Consider the following 15,827-nt stretch of genomic DNA (forward strand, 5'->3'; position numbering starts at 1 on the left):
TGCTGAGCCACTGGGCGGCTCGTTCTTCCCAGAAATTTCTCGGTTTGGTCACAGACACAAGAGCGCCCCTGGTCCGCAGACCAGGGGCGCTCGAGTGAACTCTCAGACGATCATGTGCTGACCGTGTGGGTCATATTCAGTTCTTCTTGTTCCGACGCATCGTCAGAACGACTGCAGCTCCACCAACAACGAGGAGTCCGGCACCGGCAGCAAGGCCGGTCAGTTCAGCACCGGTACGAGGCAGATCGGATCCGCCGTCTCCACCGTCACCATTGCCGTCGTCATCTTTGCTGCCGTCATCGCCGCCGTCGTTTCCGCCGCCGCCGTTTCCGTCTTCATCTTCGACAACGTTAAATGAACCGGCAAGAGCCTTCTCTTCATCGGTGTCGTTGGCTCCGGTCACGTTCACGTCGTACTTGCCGAGGTAGACCGAAGGATCGGCTTCGCTCGTGCCGTAGATCGAGAAGGCAGCTGCACCGTTCTCGTTTGCGGTCTCGTCGAGGGTGATGCCTTCGACGTTCTCAGGACCGGAAGCGACCTCGAGGGTCACCTTCTCGCCCTCGTCGAAGCCCTTGACCGTAACGGTCACGCCCTTGTCTTCCTTCACGAAGTCAGAAGCGACGATTTCCTTGGGGTCAACGTTGATCTCGCGCTCGGCTGGAGCAGGAGTCTCGGTCTCTTCCTCTTCAACTGTGACCTGGAATTCGGCAGGCTTGGATTCCTGTCCGTCAACCGTGGCAACAGCGGTGTAGTCGTAGTCGCCTGCAGCCTCAGGACCCTCAACTGTGAAATTGCCGTCTTCGTCGGCCTTCACTGTTTCGGAACCTTCCTTAGCAGCCTGGGTGCCTTCGGCGGGCGCCCAGTCGAGCTTGACCTCGGCGCCGGCCGCTGCCTTGCCCTTGACGTCGCCGTTGGGCTCGATCGTCTGGTCCTTGACCTCTGGAGCTGCTGGAGCCTCAGGGGTCTCTTCGCCTGGCTTCTCGACCTGGAAGTCGACACCGGACTGCTCGAGCGAGTAGTCAAGGTCGGCAACCCAACCGAACTGGGAGCCATCAGCTGCGGGTCCGCCACCGGAGATGACACCGACAGCGGTGTCGCCCTGGAAGACCGCGCCACCGGAGTCACCCGGCTGCGAGAACGGATCGGACTCAGGTGAAGTCACACCGAAGCCGTGAACCCAACGTCCGCCCACGTTCGAGTACTCAAATGGGTACTCTTCGAACGGAATGACGTCGCCTTCGGTCAGACCGGTCGTACGGCCCGACTTCTCAACTGTGGTTTCCTTGTGTGCGCCGACCTGTGCAATGTCGGTTGCGAGGCTCGTGGACAGATCGTCGGAGTCTGCGCTCTTCCAGTCGGTGACGCCGTTCTTAACGTTGTACTTTTCCTTGTCAACGTTGATCACGGCGAAGTCAATGTCGGTGGGCTTCGGCTCGGTCCAATCATCGCTGGGCCCCTCGAGGAGATCGCCGCTGCCGTAGCTGTGGTAGCCCCACTCGCCCACGGTGCCGATTCCGGAAGGCTGGAATCCTTCGCCGCCATTGGCTTGTGCGATTGAAGGCTTCTCAGTGTCGCCGACCTTGGTGTCGCCGTTGATCTCGCCGGTGTCTTCGATGACCTTCGAGCAGTGTCCTGCAGTCAGCACGACGGGATTGCCGTCGCCGTCCCAGCCGGAGAATCCGGTGGAGCAAACGCCGTTGCCTGCAGGCGAGTTGGCCAAGTAGCCGGCGCCGCCGACGAGGTCCTTCTTTGCGTAAGGCTTCAGTTCCTTGATGCCGTCCACAACGTTGATGTTGTGGAACTTCTTCTCAAGGTCTTTGATTTCGTCGGTCTTCTTCTCAACGCCGAGGTTGAGCTTACCGTCGGTCTTACCGTAGGCGTTGACGCCAGAGAGACCGGACAGTGCCTTCTGCACCTGGGCGTCGTTCTGCACATCCAGCTTCTGCGGGGCGTTGTCGGCCATGGCAGGGGATGCGACGAACGCGCTGCCGAGACCGAGCGCCGCTGCGGCGGTCAGTGCCAGCGAACTCTGCACGAGTTTCTTCTGCATACTCTTTGGTTCCCTTGATCGGATTCACTGTTGCGTTTGCCTGTGCCCTCTTCGGCCCGCAGCTCAACAATCGCGCGGACGTTTCTGAGAACAGTCTTTCAACCACATGAAAGGTTACGGTTTGGCAACGATGAGACGCAAGCACAATGCACATTGGTGGTGAACACAACTTACAAAACCTGAATTGACACCCAACTCGCCGTCTTCTCCATGATGCGCTCAAGACTGGCCGTTATGATCGGTGCATGCTCAACCTCACTGATAACAGACCTTCAGCTGCGTTCAGACGTGTGATCGGAGTTGCTGTTCTCGGCTTTGTCCTGCCCCTTGCCGCGTGCGGGACAGGCTCCGAACCCAGCGAACCGACCAGCTCCGCACCCACAGAATCCAACACGCCCTCGGATTCGGCCGACTCCGCGGCACTGGATCCGACCGGAAAATGGACCTCTCCTGAAGCTGGAGATCCGTATCTCGAGTTCTCCGAAGACGGACAGGTAGAGGGAACTGATGGCTGCAACGCAATCAAGACAACGTGGGAAGTCGATGGGGACAACATTCTCATCTCCTCATTCACCACCACGCAGAAGGCGTGTGCAGGCGTGGACACATGGTTGTCCAAAGCATCGTCGGCAACTGTCGAAGGCAACGTCATGAAGATCGCCGACGCCAGCGGGAAGGTCGTCGGCGGGCTGGAGAAGGAAGACAAATGAGCGACTCAGTCTATGGCAAGTGGATCAGCACAAAGGACGGGTCCTCCGCGTTCCTCCAATTCGAGGAGGACGGAACGTTGACCGGCAGCGATGGCGGAAACCGGATCTCGACCACCTGGGGAGCGGAGGAGCTGGGCGCGGTCATCAAACCCTTCGCCACCACACAGCGCGCCGTCATGGGGATGGAGGCCTGGGTGGGACGGGTTCACCGGGTCGAGGCAGACGGTGACGTACTCACCGTCTTCGACCACAGCGGAAACCAACTCGGGGCGCTGACTCGAGCCGCTTCAGACGAACTCGACGAAGGACGTTAGATGGCCGGCGGTCTGTTCGCACTCCTCGATGACGTAGCGGCACTCGTCAAACTCTCGGCAGCGAGCCTCGACGATGTCGCCGCAGGTGCATCCCGGGCGGGAATGAAAGCCGCCGGCGTAGTCGTCGACGATGCTGCGGTGACTCCGAAATTCGTTGAGGGCGTCAACCCGAAACGGGAACTGCCGATCATCAAGCGCATCGCCTTCGGTTCGCTGATCAACAAGATGCTCATCATCCTGCCGATCATCCTGCTGCTCAGCGAGTTCCTCCCCTGGCTGCTGACTCCCCTCCTGATGGTAGGCGGTACCTACCTGTGCTTCGAGGGTGCGGAGAAGATCTTCGAGAAGTTCGGGTGGGTCGAGCACCATGAGGAGCCGAAGAAGGAATCCAAGCACGGTAAGAAGGGTGACGGCGACGCCGAGAAGAAGATCGTGCGTTCGGCCATCACCACTGACTTCGTGCTCAGCTGCGAAATCATGGTCATCGCCCTCAACGAGGTGGCCAGCGAGGACCTGCTCCCACGGGCCATCATCCTCGTCGTCGTGGCCCTGGCGATCACCATCGGTGTCTACGGTTCTGTGGCCCTCATCGTCAAGATGGACGACATCGGCCTGCACATGGCGCAGAAGGAGAAGGCGAGCACGCAGAAGTTCGGCCGGTTCCTCGTCAAGGCGATGCCCAAGCTCCTCGGAGGCCTGTCAGTCATCGGCACCTTCGCCATGCTGTGGGTCGGCGGACATATCATCCTCGTCGGCACAGACGAGCTCGGATTCCATGCCCTCTACGATTTCGTCCACCACCTCGAAGAGCCAGTGGCCGCGATCGCCGGAGTCGGCGGAATCCTCGGGTGGCTGGTCAACACGTTCTTCTCACTCATCCTCGGCGCCGTCTGGGGAGGAATCGTGGCTGGTATCGCCATCGGCTTCACCGCTTTGCTCAAGTCGGGAAACAAGAACGGCAAGGACACCGACACTGTCCAAAAGGACGACGAGGTGCCTGTTGAGAAGGCTCCTCCTGCAGACGACTCAGCAGACTCATCCTCGGTCGCGGACACGTCCTCAACAGCCGATCATGGAGCGGGACCTAAGCCGAACTACGCACCGAGACAGAGCAAAGGTCCGTCCGAAAGCTGAGTCCTATCTCCTCAGCACGAGGAACTTTCGGTCGGAACGGGCGCGGATCGGACTGCGGCGTTCACAAGAACTGCGGCTCAGCGGTCTGCGAAGGTCTTCTTCGGTTTGCCGGGAACAATCATGGGTGCACCGGTGACAGGGTCATCGACGACGGTGCACTCGATGCCGAAGACCTGGTGAACCAGTTCGGTCGTGATGATCTCGGCCGGTGCGCCCTGGGCCACGATCGTGCCGTTCTTCATCGCGATGATCTCATCGGCGTAGCGGCAGGCCTGGTTGAGGTCGTGAAGGACGGCGACAAAGGTGTGGCCGTGTTCGTGATTCAGCTGAGCGAACAGGTCGAGGAGGTCGATCTGGAAGGCCAGATCCAGGAACGTCGTGGGCTCATCGAGGAGCATCAGAGGGGTCTCCTGGGCGAGGACCATCGCGACCCAGACTCGTTGCCGCTGTCCCCCGGAGAGCTCGTCGACTTGGCGGGAGGAGAGCTCTTCTGTATTCGTTGCACGCAGTGCCGTCAGCACGGCGACCTCATCCTGTTCGGTCCACTGCTTGAGGAACGACTGATGCGGGTGACGTCCGCGAGCCACGAGCTCTGCCACAGTGATGCCGTCGGGTGCGATCGAGCTCTGTGGGAGGAGCCCCAAGCGCTTGGCGATCTGCTTTGTCTTCAGCTTGGCGATGTTTCCGCCGTCGAGGAGCACCGTGCCCTTCGTCGGAGCCATCAGCCTGGCCAGTGCCCGCAGCAGGGTCGACTTGCCGCAGGCGTTGGGGCCGACGATGACAGTGAACTTGCCCGGTGCGATCTCCACGTCGAGGTCGGCGATGACGTGCCGTTGGTCGTAGGCGAGATCGAGATCGCGAGCTGCCAGCGGAGCCGGGGCCGACGCTGCTGTGTCCGTTGCCGTCGTGTCCGGCGTCGTATCAGACGTATCAGTCGTATCAGTCGTATCAGTCGTATCAGTCGTATCAGTCGTATCAGTCGTATCAGTCGTATCAGTCGTATCAGTCGTATCAGTCGTATCAGTCGTATCAGGTGTGATGCTCATTGTGCCTTCCGAGCTTCTTGGATGAGGAGCCAGATCAGGTAGATGCCGCCGATACACACGGTGACGACTCCGACGGGAAGTTGGGTTTCGCCCAGGGCATGTTGGGCGATGAGGTCCGCAGCGACGAGCAGAAGCGCTCCGACTGCCGCAGCTGAGAGCAGGCTGGTGCCCTGCGATTTCGCGATTCTGCGCCCGATCTGCGGGGCGGCAAGTGCGACGAAGGCGATCGGTCCCGCGGCGGCGGTGACGACTGCGACGAGGGCCACGGCCACCAGGATGAGACCGGCGCGGACCGGTTCGTTGCGCACACCGAGCGCCTTGGCGGTGTCATCGCCGAGCTCCAGGGTTCCCAGACCTCGTGAGAAGAGCCCGCATCCCAGCCCCAACAGCACAGTCCCGAGGGCGGCCGGCAGCAGGGTCGACCAGCCCATGCCGTTGAGTGTTCCGGCACCCCAAGTGGCTGCGGCCATGGCGAGGTCGAGGTCAGCGCGCATGATCAGCCAGGTGTTGAAGGCGTTGAGCATTGCGGTCAGGGCGATGCCGACGATGATGAGTCGGAAGCCTTGGACGCCACCCTTCCACGTCAGAAGGTAGACCACGATGGCGGTGAGCAGCCCACCGATGATTGCGCCGAAGGCGGTGGAGATGAAGCTGGAGCCGAAGACGATGATGGTGACGATGCCGCCGGTGTAGGCACCGGTGGAGAAGCCGATGATGTCGGGGCTGCCCAGCGGGTTGCGGGTCAGTGATTGGAACACCGCACCCGAGATGCCCAGGCCGGCGCCGAGCACGATTCCGGCGATGATGCGCGGTGCCCGCCATTCGGCGACGACGGTGTTGACGATGCGCCTGTCGGCCTGGCCGAACAGCCCTTGGAAGACTTCGGCGGGTGTCAACGAGAACTCGCCGAGCAACAGCCCCAGGAATCCGCACCCCAGGGCCAGGAGAGTGACGCTGCCGGCTGTGATGACGACGCGCAGATCGATGCGGAAGCCGAAGGCTCGCAGCATGGGACGACCGAAGTTGATCCGCTCCCCCGGCAGAACACGGTGTCCTGGAACGAGCGCGGAGGCGTTACCGATAGGTGAGTTCGATGTCTTCACAGTCCGCTCGCCTTCTTTCTGCGAACGAGGGCGATGAGCACCGGTGCGCCGACGAAGGCGGTGACCACGCCGACTTGGAGTTCGCCCGGTTTCATCACCACGCGTCCGAGCACATCGGAGACGAGGAGCAGGATGGGCGAGAGAATGACGGAGTAGCTTAAGATCCATCGCTGGTCGGGGCCGACGATCCAACGAGCAATATGGGGAATCATGAGTCCGATGAACCCGATGGGCCCGGCGGCGGCGGTGGCGCCGCCGGCGAGGAGGGTGACGGCGAGGATGGTGATGATGCGGGTACGGTTGACCGAGGTTCCGAGGCTGGCGGCCAGATCGTCGCCGAGTGCCACCGCGTTGAGCGAGTGGGCCAAGAACAGAGCGAGTACGATGCCGATGAGGATGAATGGGGCGACCGCGGAGACCGTGTCGAACCCGCGGCCGGCGATGGCTCCGACGTCCCAGGCGCGGAAGGCGTCGAAGGCTCTCTCGTTCGTGAGCAGGATTCCTTTGGTCAGCCCGGTCAGCACAGCGGCGACCGCGACTCCGGCCAAAGTCAGTCGGATCGGATCGACGCTGTGGTTCCTGCCCGAGGAACCGATGATGTATACGCCGGTCGTGGCCACGAGGGCACCGAGGAAGGCGAACCAGATGTAGCCGTTGATCGACGTGATTCCGAAGAACCCGATACCGACGGCCACTGCGAAGGAGGCCCCGGCGTTGACGCCGAGGATGCCCGGGTCGGCAAGGGGGTTGCGGGTCAGCGCCTGGATGAGCCCGCCGGCCAATCCCAGCCCCATGCCGACGAGGATGCCGAGCACGGTCCGCGGGTAGCGCAGTTCGAGGACGACCAGCTGGTCATCGCTGCCGCTGGGGTTGAAGAACGCTCCGAGAACCTCCGAGATCGGCATGTCCCGGGTGCCGATGGCCAGCGATGCCAGCACCACGACGATCAACGCCAGAATGGCGACGACGAGCCCGACAGTCCTTTTGACCTTTAGCGTCCGACTCGCCTTCTGACCGTTCGCCTCAGACGGATTCGCCGAGGCGGTGGTGGCGAGACCGGTCATCGGAGGGTTCCTTAGCATCGACTAATTAAGGGCAGGCTAACCACAATCTAGTCGATAACTTCGGCTCGTCCAAACGATTTCCCGATCACTGACCTGTGATCTTGCCGATCCTCTCGGACGTCTGACGCTGAATCCGGGACAGCATGCCGCTCATCCCCCGCAGGCGCAACGGGCTCACGATCTCCGTCATCGACAGCCGCAGAGGCAGGTCGGACGGAATGGACAGGACCACCTCGGCGGTCTGGCCATTGAGACCTTCGTGGAGGATCCCGGCGAAGCCACGGGTCGTCGGCGCCTCAGGGGGCGCCGAGAAATGAAGCTTCACGATGGCGGCATCGCCCTGTTCGGGATTCTCGACCTCGGTGACGAGGAAGATCGGCGACTGGCACTCGGGCACCGGCTCGAGCAGTTCGGGATGATCGGTGTAGCGCTGCGGCAGTTCGGGCAGCTCCGAGGCAAACTCGAGCAGCAGCTGCAGTCGATCACCGGATTCGGTCTCGGCAAAGTCCTCGACGATCTCGACGAGGCTCTCCGGCAGATCGGAATTGTCGGTCATCGCGGCGTCTGTATCGGCAGTCATCAGCGGCTCGGCACCTCGCCGGGCTCTGACCCGGTGACGATGGGAACGCCGACGACGTTGCCCCATTCGGTCCAGGAACCGTCGTAGTTGCGGACGTTGCTGTAGCCCAGCAGGTGCTGAAGCACGAACCAGGTGTGGCTGGAACGCTCGCCGATGCGGCAGTAGGCGATGACTTCATCGGCGGTGCCGAGCCCGGCCTCGTCGGTGTAGATGGCCTTGAGTTCCTCAGCCGATTTGAAGGTGCCGTCTTCGTTTGCGGCCTTCGCCCATGGCACCGATGCTGCAGTGGGGATGTGTCCTCCGCGCAGTGCGCCCTCTTCGGGGTAAGAGGGCATATGGGTGCGCTCTCCGCTGTACTCCTCGGGGCTGCGCACATCGATGAGGGGACGCGTGCCCAGGCTGTCTCTGACCTCGGGCAGGAAGGCGCGCAGTGTTGAGTCATCACGGTCGATGACCGGGTACTCGGTTGATTCCCGGCGCGGCTTCTCAGTGGACAGTTCGCGTTCTTCGGCCTGCCACTTGGAGCGACCGCCGTCCATGAGGCGAACGTCAGCGTGCCCGAACAGCGAGAAGACCCACAGCGCGTAGGCGGCCCACCAGTTCGATTTGTCACCGTAGAAGACGATTGTGTCCTCACGTGAGATGCCCTTCGCGGACATGAGCGCGGCAAAGCCTTCACCGTCGACGTAGTCACGTGTCACGGTGTCGTTGAGTTCCGTGTGCCAGTCGACCTTCACCGCGCCGGGGATGTGCCCGGTCTCATAGAGCAGGACGTCCTCGTCGCTTTCGACGATGACCAGTCCGGGTTCACCGGCATGCTCGGCCACCCAATCGGTGCTGACCAGTCGTGATCCGTCTGCGTAGTCGGCGAATTTGGCCGTGGTATCGGCCGGGATCGCTGTGCTCACTCGTTCCTCCTCGTGAAGATTGTGATGATGTGGCTCTTTGGACCTCTGTGTGGCTCAACGCCACTGCCCACCAGCATATTCCTCACCAAGGGTGCTCCGATCCCGGGGTGTGGCAGATGAGATCGGGGCACACCAGGTGAGTTTGCGGTGTCACCTGCGTGCGAGGAATGCCTGCAGGGTCGAGACGAACGTCTGCGGCTTCTCTGAGTGGACCCAGTGGCCTGATCCCTTGACGGTGAGCAGGGTCGCGCGGGGGAAGAGGGAGCGCATGAGGGGCAGATCCTCACGGGAGACGTAGTCCGATGTCTCACCGGCGATCCAGAGCACCGGACCATCGAAGGTCGCCTCCCCCATCTCGGGGAAGTCTCCGATCGCGGGCAGGCTCTCGTTGAGCAGGGTGAGGTTGGGTTGCCAGGCGTACCCCGCCGAGGTGGTGCGCAGGTTCTGCAGCAGGAATCCCCTGATCGTGTCCTCTGGGATCTTCTCCTGCAGGGCCTCATCCGCAGCGTTCCGCGACTCGATCTCGTTGAGATCGAGTTCAGCGAGGCTCGAGAGCAGATGCTCGAAGACGCCGAGAGACCCGCCTGCCGTGGGGGCGATGTCGACGACGACGAGGTGGTCGATGAGTTCCGGGTGGCGCAGGGCCAGGATCATGGCGACCTTGCCGCCCAGGGAATGACCGACCAGGTGCACGGGCAGATCATCGGGATCGGTCACGTCGGTGATCATCGCGGCCACGGAGTCGGCCATGTCCACGTAGCTGAAGTCCTCGGTCCAGTTCGAATCACCGTGGTTGGGCAGGTCGACGAGGAGACTCGAGAAGTCGGACTCGAGGGCTTTGGCGATGGAGGTGAAGTTCTTGCCGCGGCCGAAGAGTCCGTGGAGGAACACGATGCGCTCACCTGTGCTGCCGATGAGTCTGCTGGCGATATCAGTCACGCCTCCAGCCTACCCGGCACGTCTGACCAGGTCATCTGCTCTCGGAAGCTGCCTGTTCCAAGGCCCGCAGCGACCGGTCGAGATAGTCGGGACTGACGACGGGGAAGCCGCCGAATGCGTCTCGGATCTCCTGCGTTGTGCGTGACCAGTCATAGGTCAGCTTCACCTCGGTGCCGGTGTCCTTCTCTTCGAGGTCGTAGCGCCAGCGCCAGCCACCTGGGGCCACGTGACCACTCTCATCGGCTTGTCCGGGATCCCACGCGATCGCGTGATCAGGTTCGAACGTTGTCACGGTGTTGTCGATCTGGTAGTCACCGCTGGCTTCATCGAAGTGCATATTCATGGAAAAGATCTGTCCGGTGGCCGTGATCGGGATCGGATCGATGGCGTCTCGCACCCAGTCCGTGGGTTCGGTGTCCCGGTGCCGAGCCGGATCTGCAAGCACGGTGAAGATCGTATGGGCAGGGGCGTCGATCGTGCGGGTGGCGACGATGTGCTCGTTCGGGTCTTTCGGTCCTTCAGCCATCTGATCAGCCTATTCACCGGGCTGCGGCATGGGAAGAGATACTCACAGGTAGGCTGAGTTTATGCACTTCTCCGATTACGACACACGACTGGCCGGGTACGCGGTGATCGTCAACCAGGACCGGGAAATCCTTCTCAGCTGGTTCAACGGCGGCAACGAACCGGCCCATGCGCTGTGGACTCTGCCCGGCGGTGGAATCGAGTTCCACGAGAGCATCGAGGCAGGCACGATCCGGGAGGTCAAGGAGGAGACGGGCTTCGACGCCGAGTTGGTCCGCCCGCTGACGACACACACCTTCACTGAGAATCGCAGCAATTCCGCACGCCGCAGATCGGTCTCGCGTCCGTTCAAGGGGGTCCGCGTCGTCTATGAGGCTCACATCACCGGAGGCCTGCTGGGGACTCTCGAGGTCGACGGCACCACCGACCGCGCCGAATGGTTGGCCATCGACTCTCTGGCAGACGTGCGGCACGCCCGCATCATCGACATCGGTCTTGATGCGTGGCGTGCCGCAGTGTGAGGAAGCGTGACGGCTTCGTGAGTGCGATAGCCGCTTGAATGCGTCTGCTACTTCAGAGCATCCGCGACGAGCTCGGGCATCTTCTCTGCCGCATATGACGCGGAGAGGACCGAGTTCAATGCGAATGCCTGCCGGACGTCGTTGAGATCTTCGGTCAGCACCAGGCTGTGTCCGTCCTCGACTGCCGGGATGCGCTTGAAGGTGGGGTCGTCGGTGACTTCGGAGTCAGGGATGTAGATCGGGAAGGCAACGAGCAGGTCTGCGTCGAGATCGTCGAGCTTCTCCTCCGACACCGTGGCGGTGAAGCCCGAGGGTTTGAGGGCCGCGACCTTCTCCGACTGCTTGAACCCCAGATTTTCCATGAACTGCACGCGCTCGGAACCTTCGACATAGGCGCCCCAGCCCTCGGAGGTCTTCGCGGCCACGCTCACAGACTTGCCGTCGAACTCCGGATGCGCCTCACGAGCTGCCTCGAACTCCTTGTCGAGGTCAGCGAGGAGCTTCTGTCCTTCGTCCTCTTTACCCAGGGCCTGGGACACCAAGTCGACCTGCTGGTCCATCGTGGTCAGATAGTCGTCGCTGCCTTCGGGCGCACCCACAGTCGGAGCTATCTCCGAGAGGCGGTCGTAGCGTTCCTGTTCACCGGAGCTCTTTGTGTCGAGGATGAGGTCGGGCTCGAGCGCTGCGATCTTCTCATAGTCGGGCTCCATCGTCGCGATGATCTCCGGGGCCTGGTCATAGAGGTCCTCGGCCCAGGGGCCGACTCCCTTGCCGCCGAACTCCACCCAGTCGGAGGCGCCGACCGGCTGCACATCGAGCGCCAGCGCGGTTTCCGCATCGCCCCATCCCAGCGCCACCACCTTCTGCGGGTCCTTGGGCACTTCGACTGCGCCGAATTTCGTGTCGACGCTGATGCCGGAGGCCGTGTCACCAGGGTCTCCCCCACCGCCGCAGCCGGCGAGCACAAGAACAGAGGCAATCAGTGGAGCGAGAATTCGGCGCATGAGTTCCTTCTTAGGTAGTTAGGCGAGCCTAGCTTAACCCACAGTTCCCAGTCGCGCACGAATGGTTTGGAGCCGATTGAGCACTTCGTGGTCGGCGGCGATGTCGAAATCAGCATCAACGCTCAGCAATGCACACAGGTACTCGACGATGAGATCGAGCGAATCGGCGCTGAGACTCACCTCGCAGCGTTGGCATGTCAGTTCCTTCACGACACCGAAGATGGTGCCGTGGTATTTCGACCGCAGCTGCAGGGCCGAGATCTCGAAAGTCACGGTGGCGTTGAATCGATAGTGCGCCTCGGCGAAGGACCGGGCCACAAAGGAGAAGGCGTCGAGCACTTGAGGCTCAAAACGTTCATGTCTGTACTTGACCGAACTGATGCGTTCGACTCGGAACGAACGCCAATCTCGGCGATCGGAGTCGAATGCGACCAGATACCAATACCCTGACATCGTGACGAGTTTGTGCGGTCTCACGTGCCGCAGGGTGCGGGCGCCGTCGCGCTTGACGTGAATGAATGACAACGCCTGGTGATCAGCGCACGCATCAGAGAGTTCGAGCAGCACATCGGTATCCGGAAGCATGGTTGCGCCCTCGACGTCGGGGCCAGGTCCGGCCTCAATCGATTGGACGAGTAGATGATATCGATGGCGGAGGCGCGCGGGCAGCATTCGTTCGAGCTTGATCCTCGCACTGTCAGTCGCCACCCGCACACCGTCCGAAACGGATTGACCGCGCACCTGACGACTGGCCGTCGACAGACTCACTGCAATCGCCACGGCTTCCTCGTCATCGAATTGCAGGGGTGGCAGATTCGACGACTCCCCCAGGTTGTATCCCCCATCACGGCCAGTCCGACTGCGAACCGGATAGTCGAGAGACTTCAACCTCTCGATGTCTCTGCGCAGAGTACGAGGCTGCACACCCAAGCGTTCGCTCAGTTCCCCGGCCTGCCACCACCCTCGCGACTGGAGGAGCGAGAGTAGGCGCAGCAGCCTGCCTGGCATTTCGCTGCTCGGAGTTCGACTGGTCACAGATCAATTCTATTGTGGTCACATTCGTACCACAATGAATTCTACTGTGAAGGCATGAACTCGATCACAGGATTCCAACTTGACCATCCGCACTCCCCCGACCACATCGTCAGCCCCCTGACCGCCACCGAAGTGGCTGCTGCCGTACGCTCAGAGCTGCGCTCCCGTGCACCGCGGATCGCCGTGCAGTCGACCGGACACGGCCGAACTTCGGGGATGCGTTCGGGGACACTCATCGACACCTCGAGAATGAATGATGTCGCCATCGACCCCTCGGCACGCACAGTGACCGCCGGAGCCGGAGCCAGATTCGCGGAGGTGATGGCAGCCGCCGCGCCCCATGGGTTGGCCCCGTTGGCGGGAAGCTTCCCCGGGGTCGGCATTGCCGGGTACAGCTTGAGCGGCGGCGTTGGCCTTCTGTCACGAAAGTACGGGTTCGCTGCCGACAATGTTCTCAGCGCCGAAATCGTCACCCCGGATGGCGAGATCAGGATGACATCCGCCCAGGAGAACCCGGAGTTGTTCTGGGCACTGCGCGGGGCAGGTTCGAATTTCGGCATCGTGACCTCTTTGACGATGAGGGTCTTCCCCATTGCAGAGGTGCTCGGTGGCTCGATCGAGATCGACCTGCGAGCATCTCCCCAAGCCGGCCAGGTGTGGCGGGAATGGGCGATGGGGCAAGGCCGGGACATGATGACTGCCGCTGCCATCTGCTCGGCTCCGACCACTGCCGCTGACCTGCCTGCCCTCCTGCGCGGAATCCATCAATTGCGAATTCAGATCGCATGGTCGGGCGAGACTGAACTCGGTCGAGCGCAGGTGGCACTCCTGGAGAGGGCGCTGGTGGCCGCCGGGGCAGAATTCGCCTCGAGCATTGATGTCGTGCCCTTTGCGAGGACCGGCGAGATATTTGCCGAACCTGATGAGCCCCATTCATACGCCAGTGACGCATTCTTCCTACCCGAGCTCGGCGAGCAGACGACAGCGAACCTCATTGCAGCGAGTTCCCCGGACCGCGTTCCCTGCTTCACCGTCATCGGTCTGCGTCTGCTTGGTGGCGCCATGGCCAAAGCACCCGAGATTGCAAACGCCCTCGGACATCGCGATGCCACATGGCTGTTTTCTGTCTTGTCGCCCTTGAACGAGGTCGAGGAGACTCCACTGGCCCATCACCTCACCATTGCCGGCGAGCTGGGTGCACCCGAGACCGGCGACGCGCCCCTTGGCCGCTCGCTCAATTTCACCTTTCGGTCCTTGACCGCCGAAGAGATCACGTCAGCGTTCGAGCCCGACGATCTGACACGGTTGCGTTCCCTACGGGATCATTTCGATCCGCGCAGGGTCATGCTGGCCCAGTTCGCGGTGTGATCGTCAGCCCGTCGACGTCCATCTCCTCCAGACCCACCGTGCGTGAGCGACGTCCGGTGACCAGTCGGTGGATGAGCCACAGCAGCAGGAAGGCGGGCAGACCGATGTAGGCGGAGGCGACCTCGAGGACACGTCCTTCGACGATTGCTTGGACGTTCTGGCCGATGATGACGATGACCAGCATGACCAGTGCGATGATCGGTCCGATGGGGAACAGCGGAGCCCGATACGGCAGGTCCGCGAGATCTCGGTCCTGCTGAATGTAGGCACGGCGGAACCGGAAGTGACACCAGGCGATGCCGACCCAGACGATGAACCCGGAGAGCCCGGAGACGTTGATCAGCCACGTGTAGGCCCCACCGTCGCCCATCACCTCGGAGAGGAATCCGAACAGACCGATGACCGCGGTGGCCAGCAGTGCCATGACGGGAACTCCGCGTTCGTTGAGTCGGGCGAACAGCCTCGGCGCGGTTCCCTCTTTGGCCATTGCGTAGAGCATGCGGGTCGAGGCGTAGAGTCCGGAGTTGCCGGCTGAGAGGATTGCGGTGAGGATGACGGCGTTCATCACGGATGCGGCCACGGCGATGCCGGCCCGCTCGAAGACGAGGGTGAAGGGCGAGGCCGTGACGTCCTCGTTGTTGGCGGAGGCCAGCAGTGAGGGGTCCGAATAGGGCAGGAGGAAGCCGATGATGATGATTGCGCCGATGTAGAAGAGCATGATGCGCCAGAACACGGTGCGGATGGCCCGGGGCATATCGCGGCGTGGATTGGCTGACTCGCCTGCAGTGACGCCGACGAGTTCCGTGCCCTGGAAGGAGAAGCCGGCGATCATGAACACGCTGATGATCGAGACCCAGCCACCCACAAATGGCGCTTCGCCTGCCGTCCAGTTGCTCATCCCCGGCGATTCGCCGCCGATGATGCCAACGATCATGAGCACCCCGAGGATGAGGAACGCGAGAACAGCGGTGACCTTGATGGCTGCGAACCAGAATTCACCTTCCCCGAATGCCTTAGCCGAGAGGAAGTTGAGCCCGGTGAGCAGGGCGAGAAAGATCGCGGCCCAGACCCAGGACGGCACGTCCGGCAGCCAGAAGGACATGATGACTCCGGCTGCGACGAGCTCTGCGGCGAGCGTGATCGCCCAGTTGAACCAGTAGTTCCAGCCCATCGCGAATCCGAACGAGGGGCTGACGTACTTCGAGCCGTAGGTGTGGAACGATCCCGCCACGGGCAGGTGCGTCGACATCTCGCCCAGGGACTGCATGACGAAAAGGACCATGATGCCGATCGCAGCATAGGCCAGGAGTGCACCGCCGGGTCCGGCCTGGGAAATCGTGCCGCCGGAGCCGAGGAAGAGGCCGGTGCCGATGGCGCCGCCGATGGCGATCATCTGCAGGTGACGTGACTTCAGCCCCCGTTTGAGTTCGCGGTTCTCCCTCGCCGAGGCGGCTGTTTCGTTCATCGTGTCCCTTGACTGTCGTGCGACCGGCGTCCCGTTCGGGCCCCGGCCATTCTTACCACAT

General features: G+C 62.1%; 16 protein-coding genes. 5 read left to right on the forward strand and 11 right to left on the reverse strand.

Translation table 11 applies throughout. From position 1 onward, the window contains the following. Window positions 1–136: 136 nt before the first annotated feature. Window positions 137–2,050: an LPXTG cell wall anchor domain-containing protein gene (locus JTF07_RS08580; protein WP_204233847.1), complete on the reverse strand. Its 1,914-nt coding sequence runs from the start codon at window positions 2,048–2,050 to the stop codon at window positions 137–139. Between the two features lie 245 nt (window positions 2,051–2,295). Here JTF07_RS08580 and JTF07_RS08585 point away from each other — a divergent pair, with 245 nt between their 5' ends. The 3 genes from JTF07_RS08585 to JTF07_RS08595 are packed head-to-tail and all read left to right on the forward strand — an operon-like array spanning window position 2,296 to window position 4,208. Beyond that, complete coding sequence (locus JTF07_RS08585) at window positions 2,296–2,760, forward strand: META domain-containing protein (RefSeq protein WP_204233848.1); 465 nt, start codon at window positions 2,296–2,298, stop codon at window positions 2,758–2,760. Continuing rightward, window positions 2,757–3,074: an META domain-containing protein gene (locus JTF07_RS08590; RefSeq protein WP_204233849.1), complete on the forward strand. Its 318-nt coding sequence runs from the start codon at window positions 2,757–2,759 to the stop codon at window positions 3,072–3,074. Before JTF07_RS08585 ends, JTF07_RS08590 begins: the two co-directional genes overlap by 4 nt. Continuing rightward, window positions 3,075–4,208 carry a DUF808 domain-containing protein gene (locus JTF07_RS08595; RefSeq protein WP_204233850.1) on the forward strand — a complete coding sequence of 378 codons (1,134 nt, stop codon included), beginning with the start codon at window positions 3,075–3,077 and terminating at the stop codon, window positions 4,206–4,208. Between the two features lie 77 nt (window positions 4,209–4,285). Here JTF07_RS08595 and JTF07_RS08600 read toward each other — a convergent pair whose 3' ends face one another. The 7 genes from JTF07_RS08600 to JTF07_RS08630 form a co-directional block, all read right to left on the reverse strand. Then, window positions 4,286–5,254 (reverse strand): ABC transporter ATP-binding protein, encoded by a 969-nt coding sequence (locus JTF07_RS08600; protein WP_204233851.1) that lies wholly within the window; start codon window positions 5,252–5,254, stop codon window positions 4,286–4,288. Beyond that, window positions 5,251–6,357, reverse strand: coding sequence for a FecCD family ABC transporter permease (locus JTF07_RS08605; RefSeq protein ID WP_204233852.1), 1,107 nt, complete (start codon window positions 6,355–6,357; stop codon window positions 5,251–5,253). The genes JTF07_RS08600 and JTF07_RS08605 overlap by 4 nt, the downstream gene beginning before the upstream one ends. Beyond that, window positions 6,354–7,421, reverse strand: coding sequence for an iron chelate uptake ABC transporter family permease subunit (locus JTF07_RS08610; RefSeq protein ID WP_204233853.1), 1,068 nt, complete (start codon window positions 7,419–7,421; stop codon window positions 6,354–6,356). Before JTF07_RS08610 ends, JTF07_RS08605 begins: the two co-directional genes overlap by 4 nt. 85 nt (window positions 7,422–7,506) lie before the next feature. Then, the gene (locus tag JTF07_RS08615) at window positions 7,507–8,001 is read right to left on the reverse strand and encodes a SufE family protein (RefSeq protein WP_252199637.1); all 495 of its coding nucleotides are present in this window, start codon (window positions 7,999–8,001) and stop codon (window positions 7,507–7,509) included. Then, window positions 8,001–8,909 carry a sulfurtransferase gene (locus tag JTF07_RS08620; RefSeq protein ID WP_204233854.1) on the reverse strand — a complete coding sequence of 303 codons (909 nt, stop codon included), beginning with the start codon at window positions 8,907–8,909 and terminating at the stop codon, window positions 8,001–8,003. Before JTF07_RS08620 ends, JTF07_RS08615 begins: the two co-directional genes overlap by 1 nt. 150 nt (window positions 8,910–9,059) lie before the next feature. Then, entirely contained in the window at window positions 9,060–9,848 is a 789-nt protein-coding gene (locus JTF07_RS08625; RefSeq protein WP_204233855.1) for an alpha/beta fold hydrolase, read from the reverse strand. Window positions 9,849–9,879: 31 nt separating this feature from the next. After that, on the reverse strand, window positions 9,880–10,374 hold the full coding sequence (locus tag JTF07_RS08630; RefSeq protein WP_204233856.1) for an SRPBCC domain-containing protein: 495 nt from the start codon (window positions 10,372–10,374) through the stop codon (window positions 9,880–9,882). A 61-nt stretch (window positions 10,375–10,435) separates the two neighbouring features. Here JTF07_RS08630 and JTF07_RS08635 point away from each other — a divergent pair, with 61 nt between their 5' ends. Next, on the forward strand, window positions 10,436–10,894 hold the full coding sequence (locus tag JTF07_RS08635; protein WP_204233857.1) for an NUDIX hydrolase: 459 nt from the start codon (window positions 10,436–10,438) through the stop codon (window positions 10,892–10,894). Window positions 10,895–10,941: 47 nt separating this feature from the next. On the opposite strand, the gene JTF07_RS08640 is transcribed toward JTF07_RS08635, so the two are convergent. Both JTF07_RS08640 and JTF07_RS08645 read right to left on the reverse strand, forming a co-directional pair. After that, window positions 10,942–11,898 carry an iron-siderophore ABC transporter substrate-binding protein gene (locus JTF07_RS08640; RefSeq protein WP_204233858.1) on the reverse strand — a complete coding sequence of 319 codons (957 nt, stop codon included), beginning with the start codon at window positions 11,896–11,898 and terminating at the stop codon, window positions 10,942–10,944. A 33-nt stretch (window positions 11,899–11,931) separates the two neighbouring features. Further along, window positions 11,932–12,933: a helix-turn-helix transcriptional regulator gene (locus tag JTF07_RS08645; RefSeq protein ID WP_204233859.1), complete on the reverse strand. Its 1,002-nt coding sequence runs from the start codon at window positions 12,931–12,933 to the stop codon at window positions 11,932–11,934. Between the two features lie 54 nt (window positions 12,934–12,987). Between JTF07_RS08645 and JTF07_RS08650 the strand changes: the two genes are divergently transcribed. Next, window positions 12,988–14,301 carry an FAD-binding oxidoreductase gene (locus tag JTF07_RS08650; protein ID WP_204233860.1) on the forward strand — a complete coding sequence of 438 codons (1,314 nt, stop codon included), beginning with the start codon at window positions 12,988–12,990 and terminating at the stop codon, window positions 14,299–14,301. On the opposite strand, the gene JTF07_RS08655 is transcribed toward JTF07_RS08650, so the two are convergent. Next, on the reverse strand, window positions 14,276–15,766 hold the full coding sequence (locus JTF07_RS08655) for an amino acid permease (protein ID WP_204233861.1): 1,491 nt from the start codon (window positions 15,764–15,766) through the stop codon (window positions 14,276–14,278). The genes JTF07_RS08650 and JTF07_RS08655 overlap by 26 nt on opposite strands. Between the last annotated feature and the right edge of the window lie 61 nt (window positions 15,767–15,827).

Source organism: Brevibacterium sp. RIT 803, from assembly GCF_016892625.1.
Taxonomy (GTDB): Bacteria; Actinomycetota; Actinomycetes; order Actinomycetales; family Brevibacteriaceae; genus Brevibacterium.

Excerpts from the sequence above, each read along its gene's own strand:
- JTF07_RS08580 (WP_204233847.1), bottom strand. The coding sequence starts at position 2,050 with ATGCAGAAGAAACTCGTGCAGAGTTCGCTGGCACTGACCGCCGCAGCG.
- JTF07_RS08585 (WP_204233848.1), top strand. The coding sequence starts at position 2,296 with ATGCTCAACCTCACTGATAACAGACCTTCAGCTGCGTTCAGACGTGTG.
- JTF07_RS08590 (WP_204233849.1), top strand. The coding sequence starts at position 2,757 with ATGAGCGACTCAGTCTATGGCAAGTGGATCAGCACAAAGGACGGGTCC.
- JTF07_RS08595 (WP_204233850.1), top strand. The coding sequence starts at position 3,075 with ATGGCCGGCGGTCTGTTCGCACTCCTCGATGACGTAGCGGCACTCGTC.
- JTF07_RS08600 (WP_204233851.1), bottom strand. The coding sequence starts at position 5,254 with ATGAGCATCACACCTGATACGACTGATACGACTGATACGACTGATACG.
- JTF07_RS08610 (WP_204233853.1), bottom strand. The coding sequence starts at position 7,421 with ATGACCGGTCTCGCCACCACCGCCTCGGCGAATCCGTCTGAGGCGAAC.
- JTF07_RS08615 (WP_252199637.1), bottom strand. The coding sequence starts at position 8,001 with ATGACTGCCGATACAGACGCCGCGATGACCGACAATTCCGATCTGCCG.
- JTF07_RS08630 (WP_204233856.1), bottom strand. The coding sequence starts at position 10,374 with ATGGCTGAAGGACCGAAAGACCCGAACGAGCACATCGTCGCCACCCGC.
- JTF07_RS08635 (WP_204233857.1), top strand. The coding sequence starts at position 10,436 with ATGCACTTCTCCGATTACGACACACGACTGGCCGGGTACGCGGTGATC.
- JTF07_RS08640 (WP_204233858.1), bottom strand. The coding sequence starts at position 11,898 with ATGCGCCGAATTCTCGCTCCACTGATTGCCTCTGTTCTTGTGCTCGCC.
- JTF07_RS08650 (WP_204233860.1), top strand. The coding sequence starts at position 12,988 with ATGAACTCGATCACAGGATTCCAACTTGACCATCCGCACTCCCCCGAC.
- JTF07_RS08655 (WP_204233861.1), bottom strand. The coding sequence starts at position 15,766 with ATGAACGAAACAGCCGCCTCGGCGAGGGAGAACCGCGAACTCAAACGG.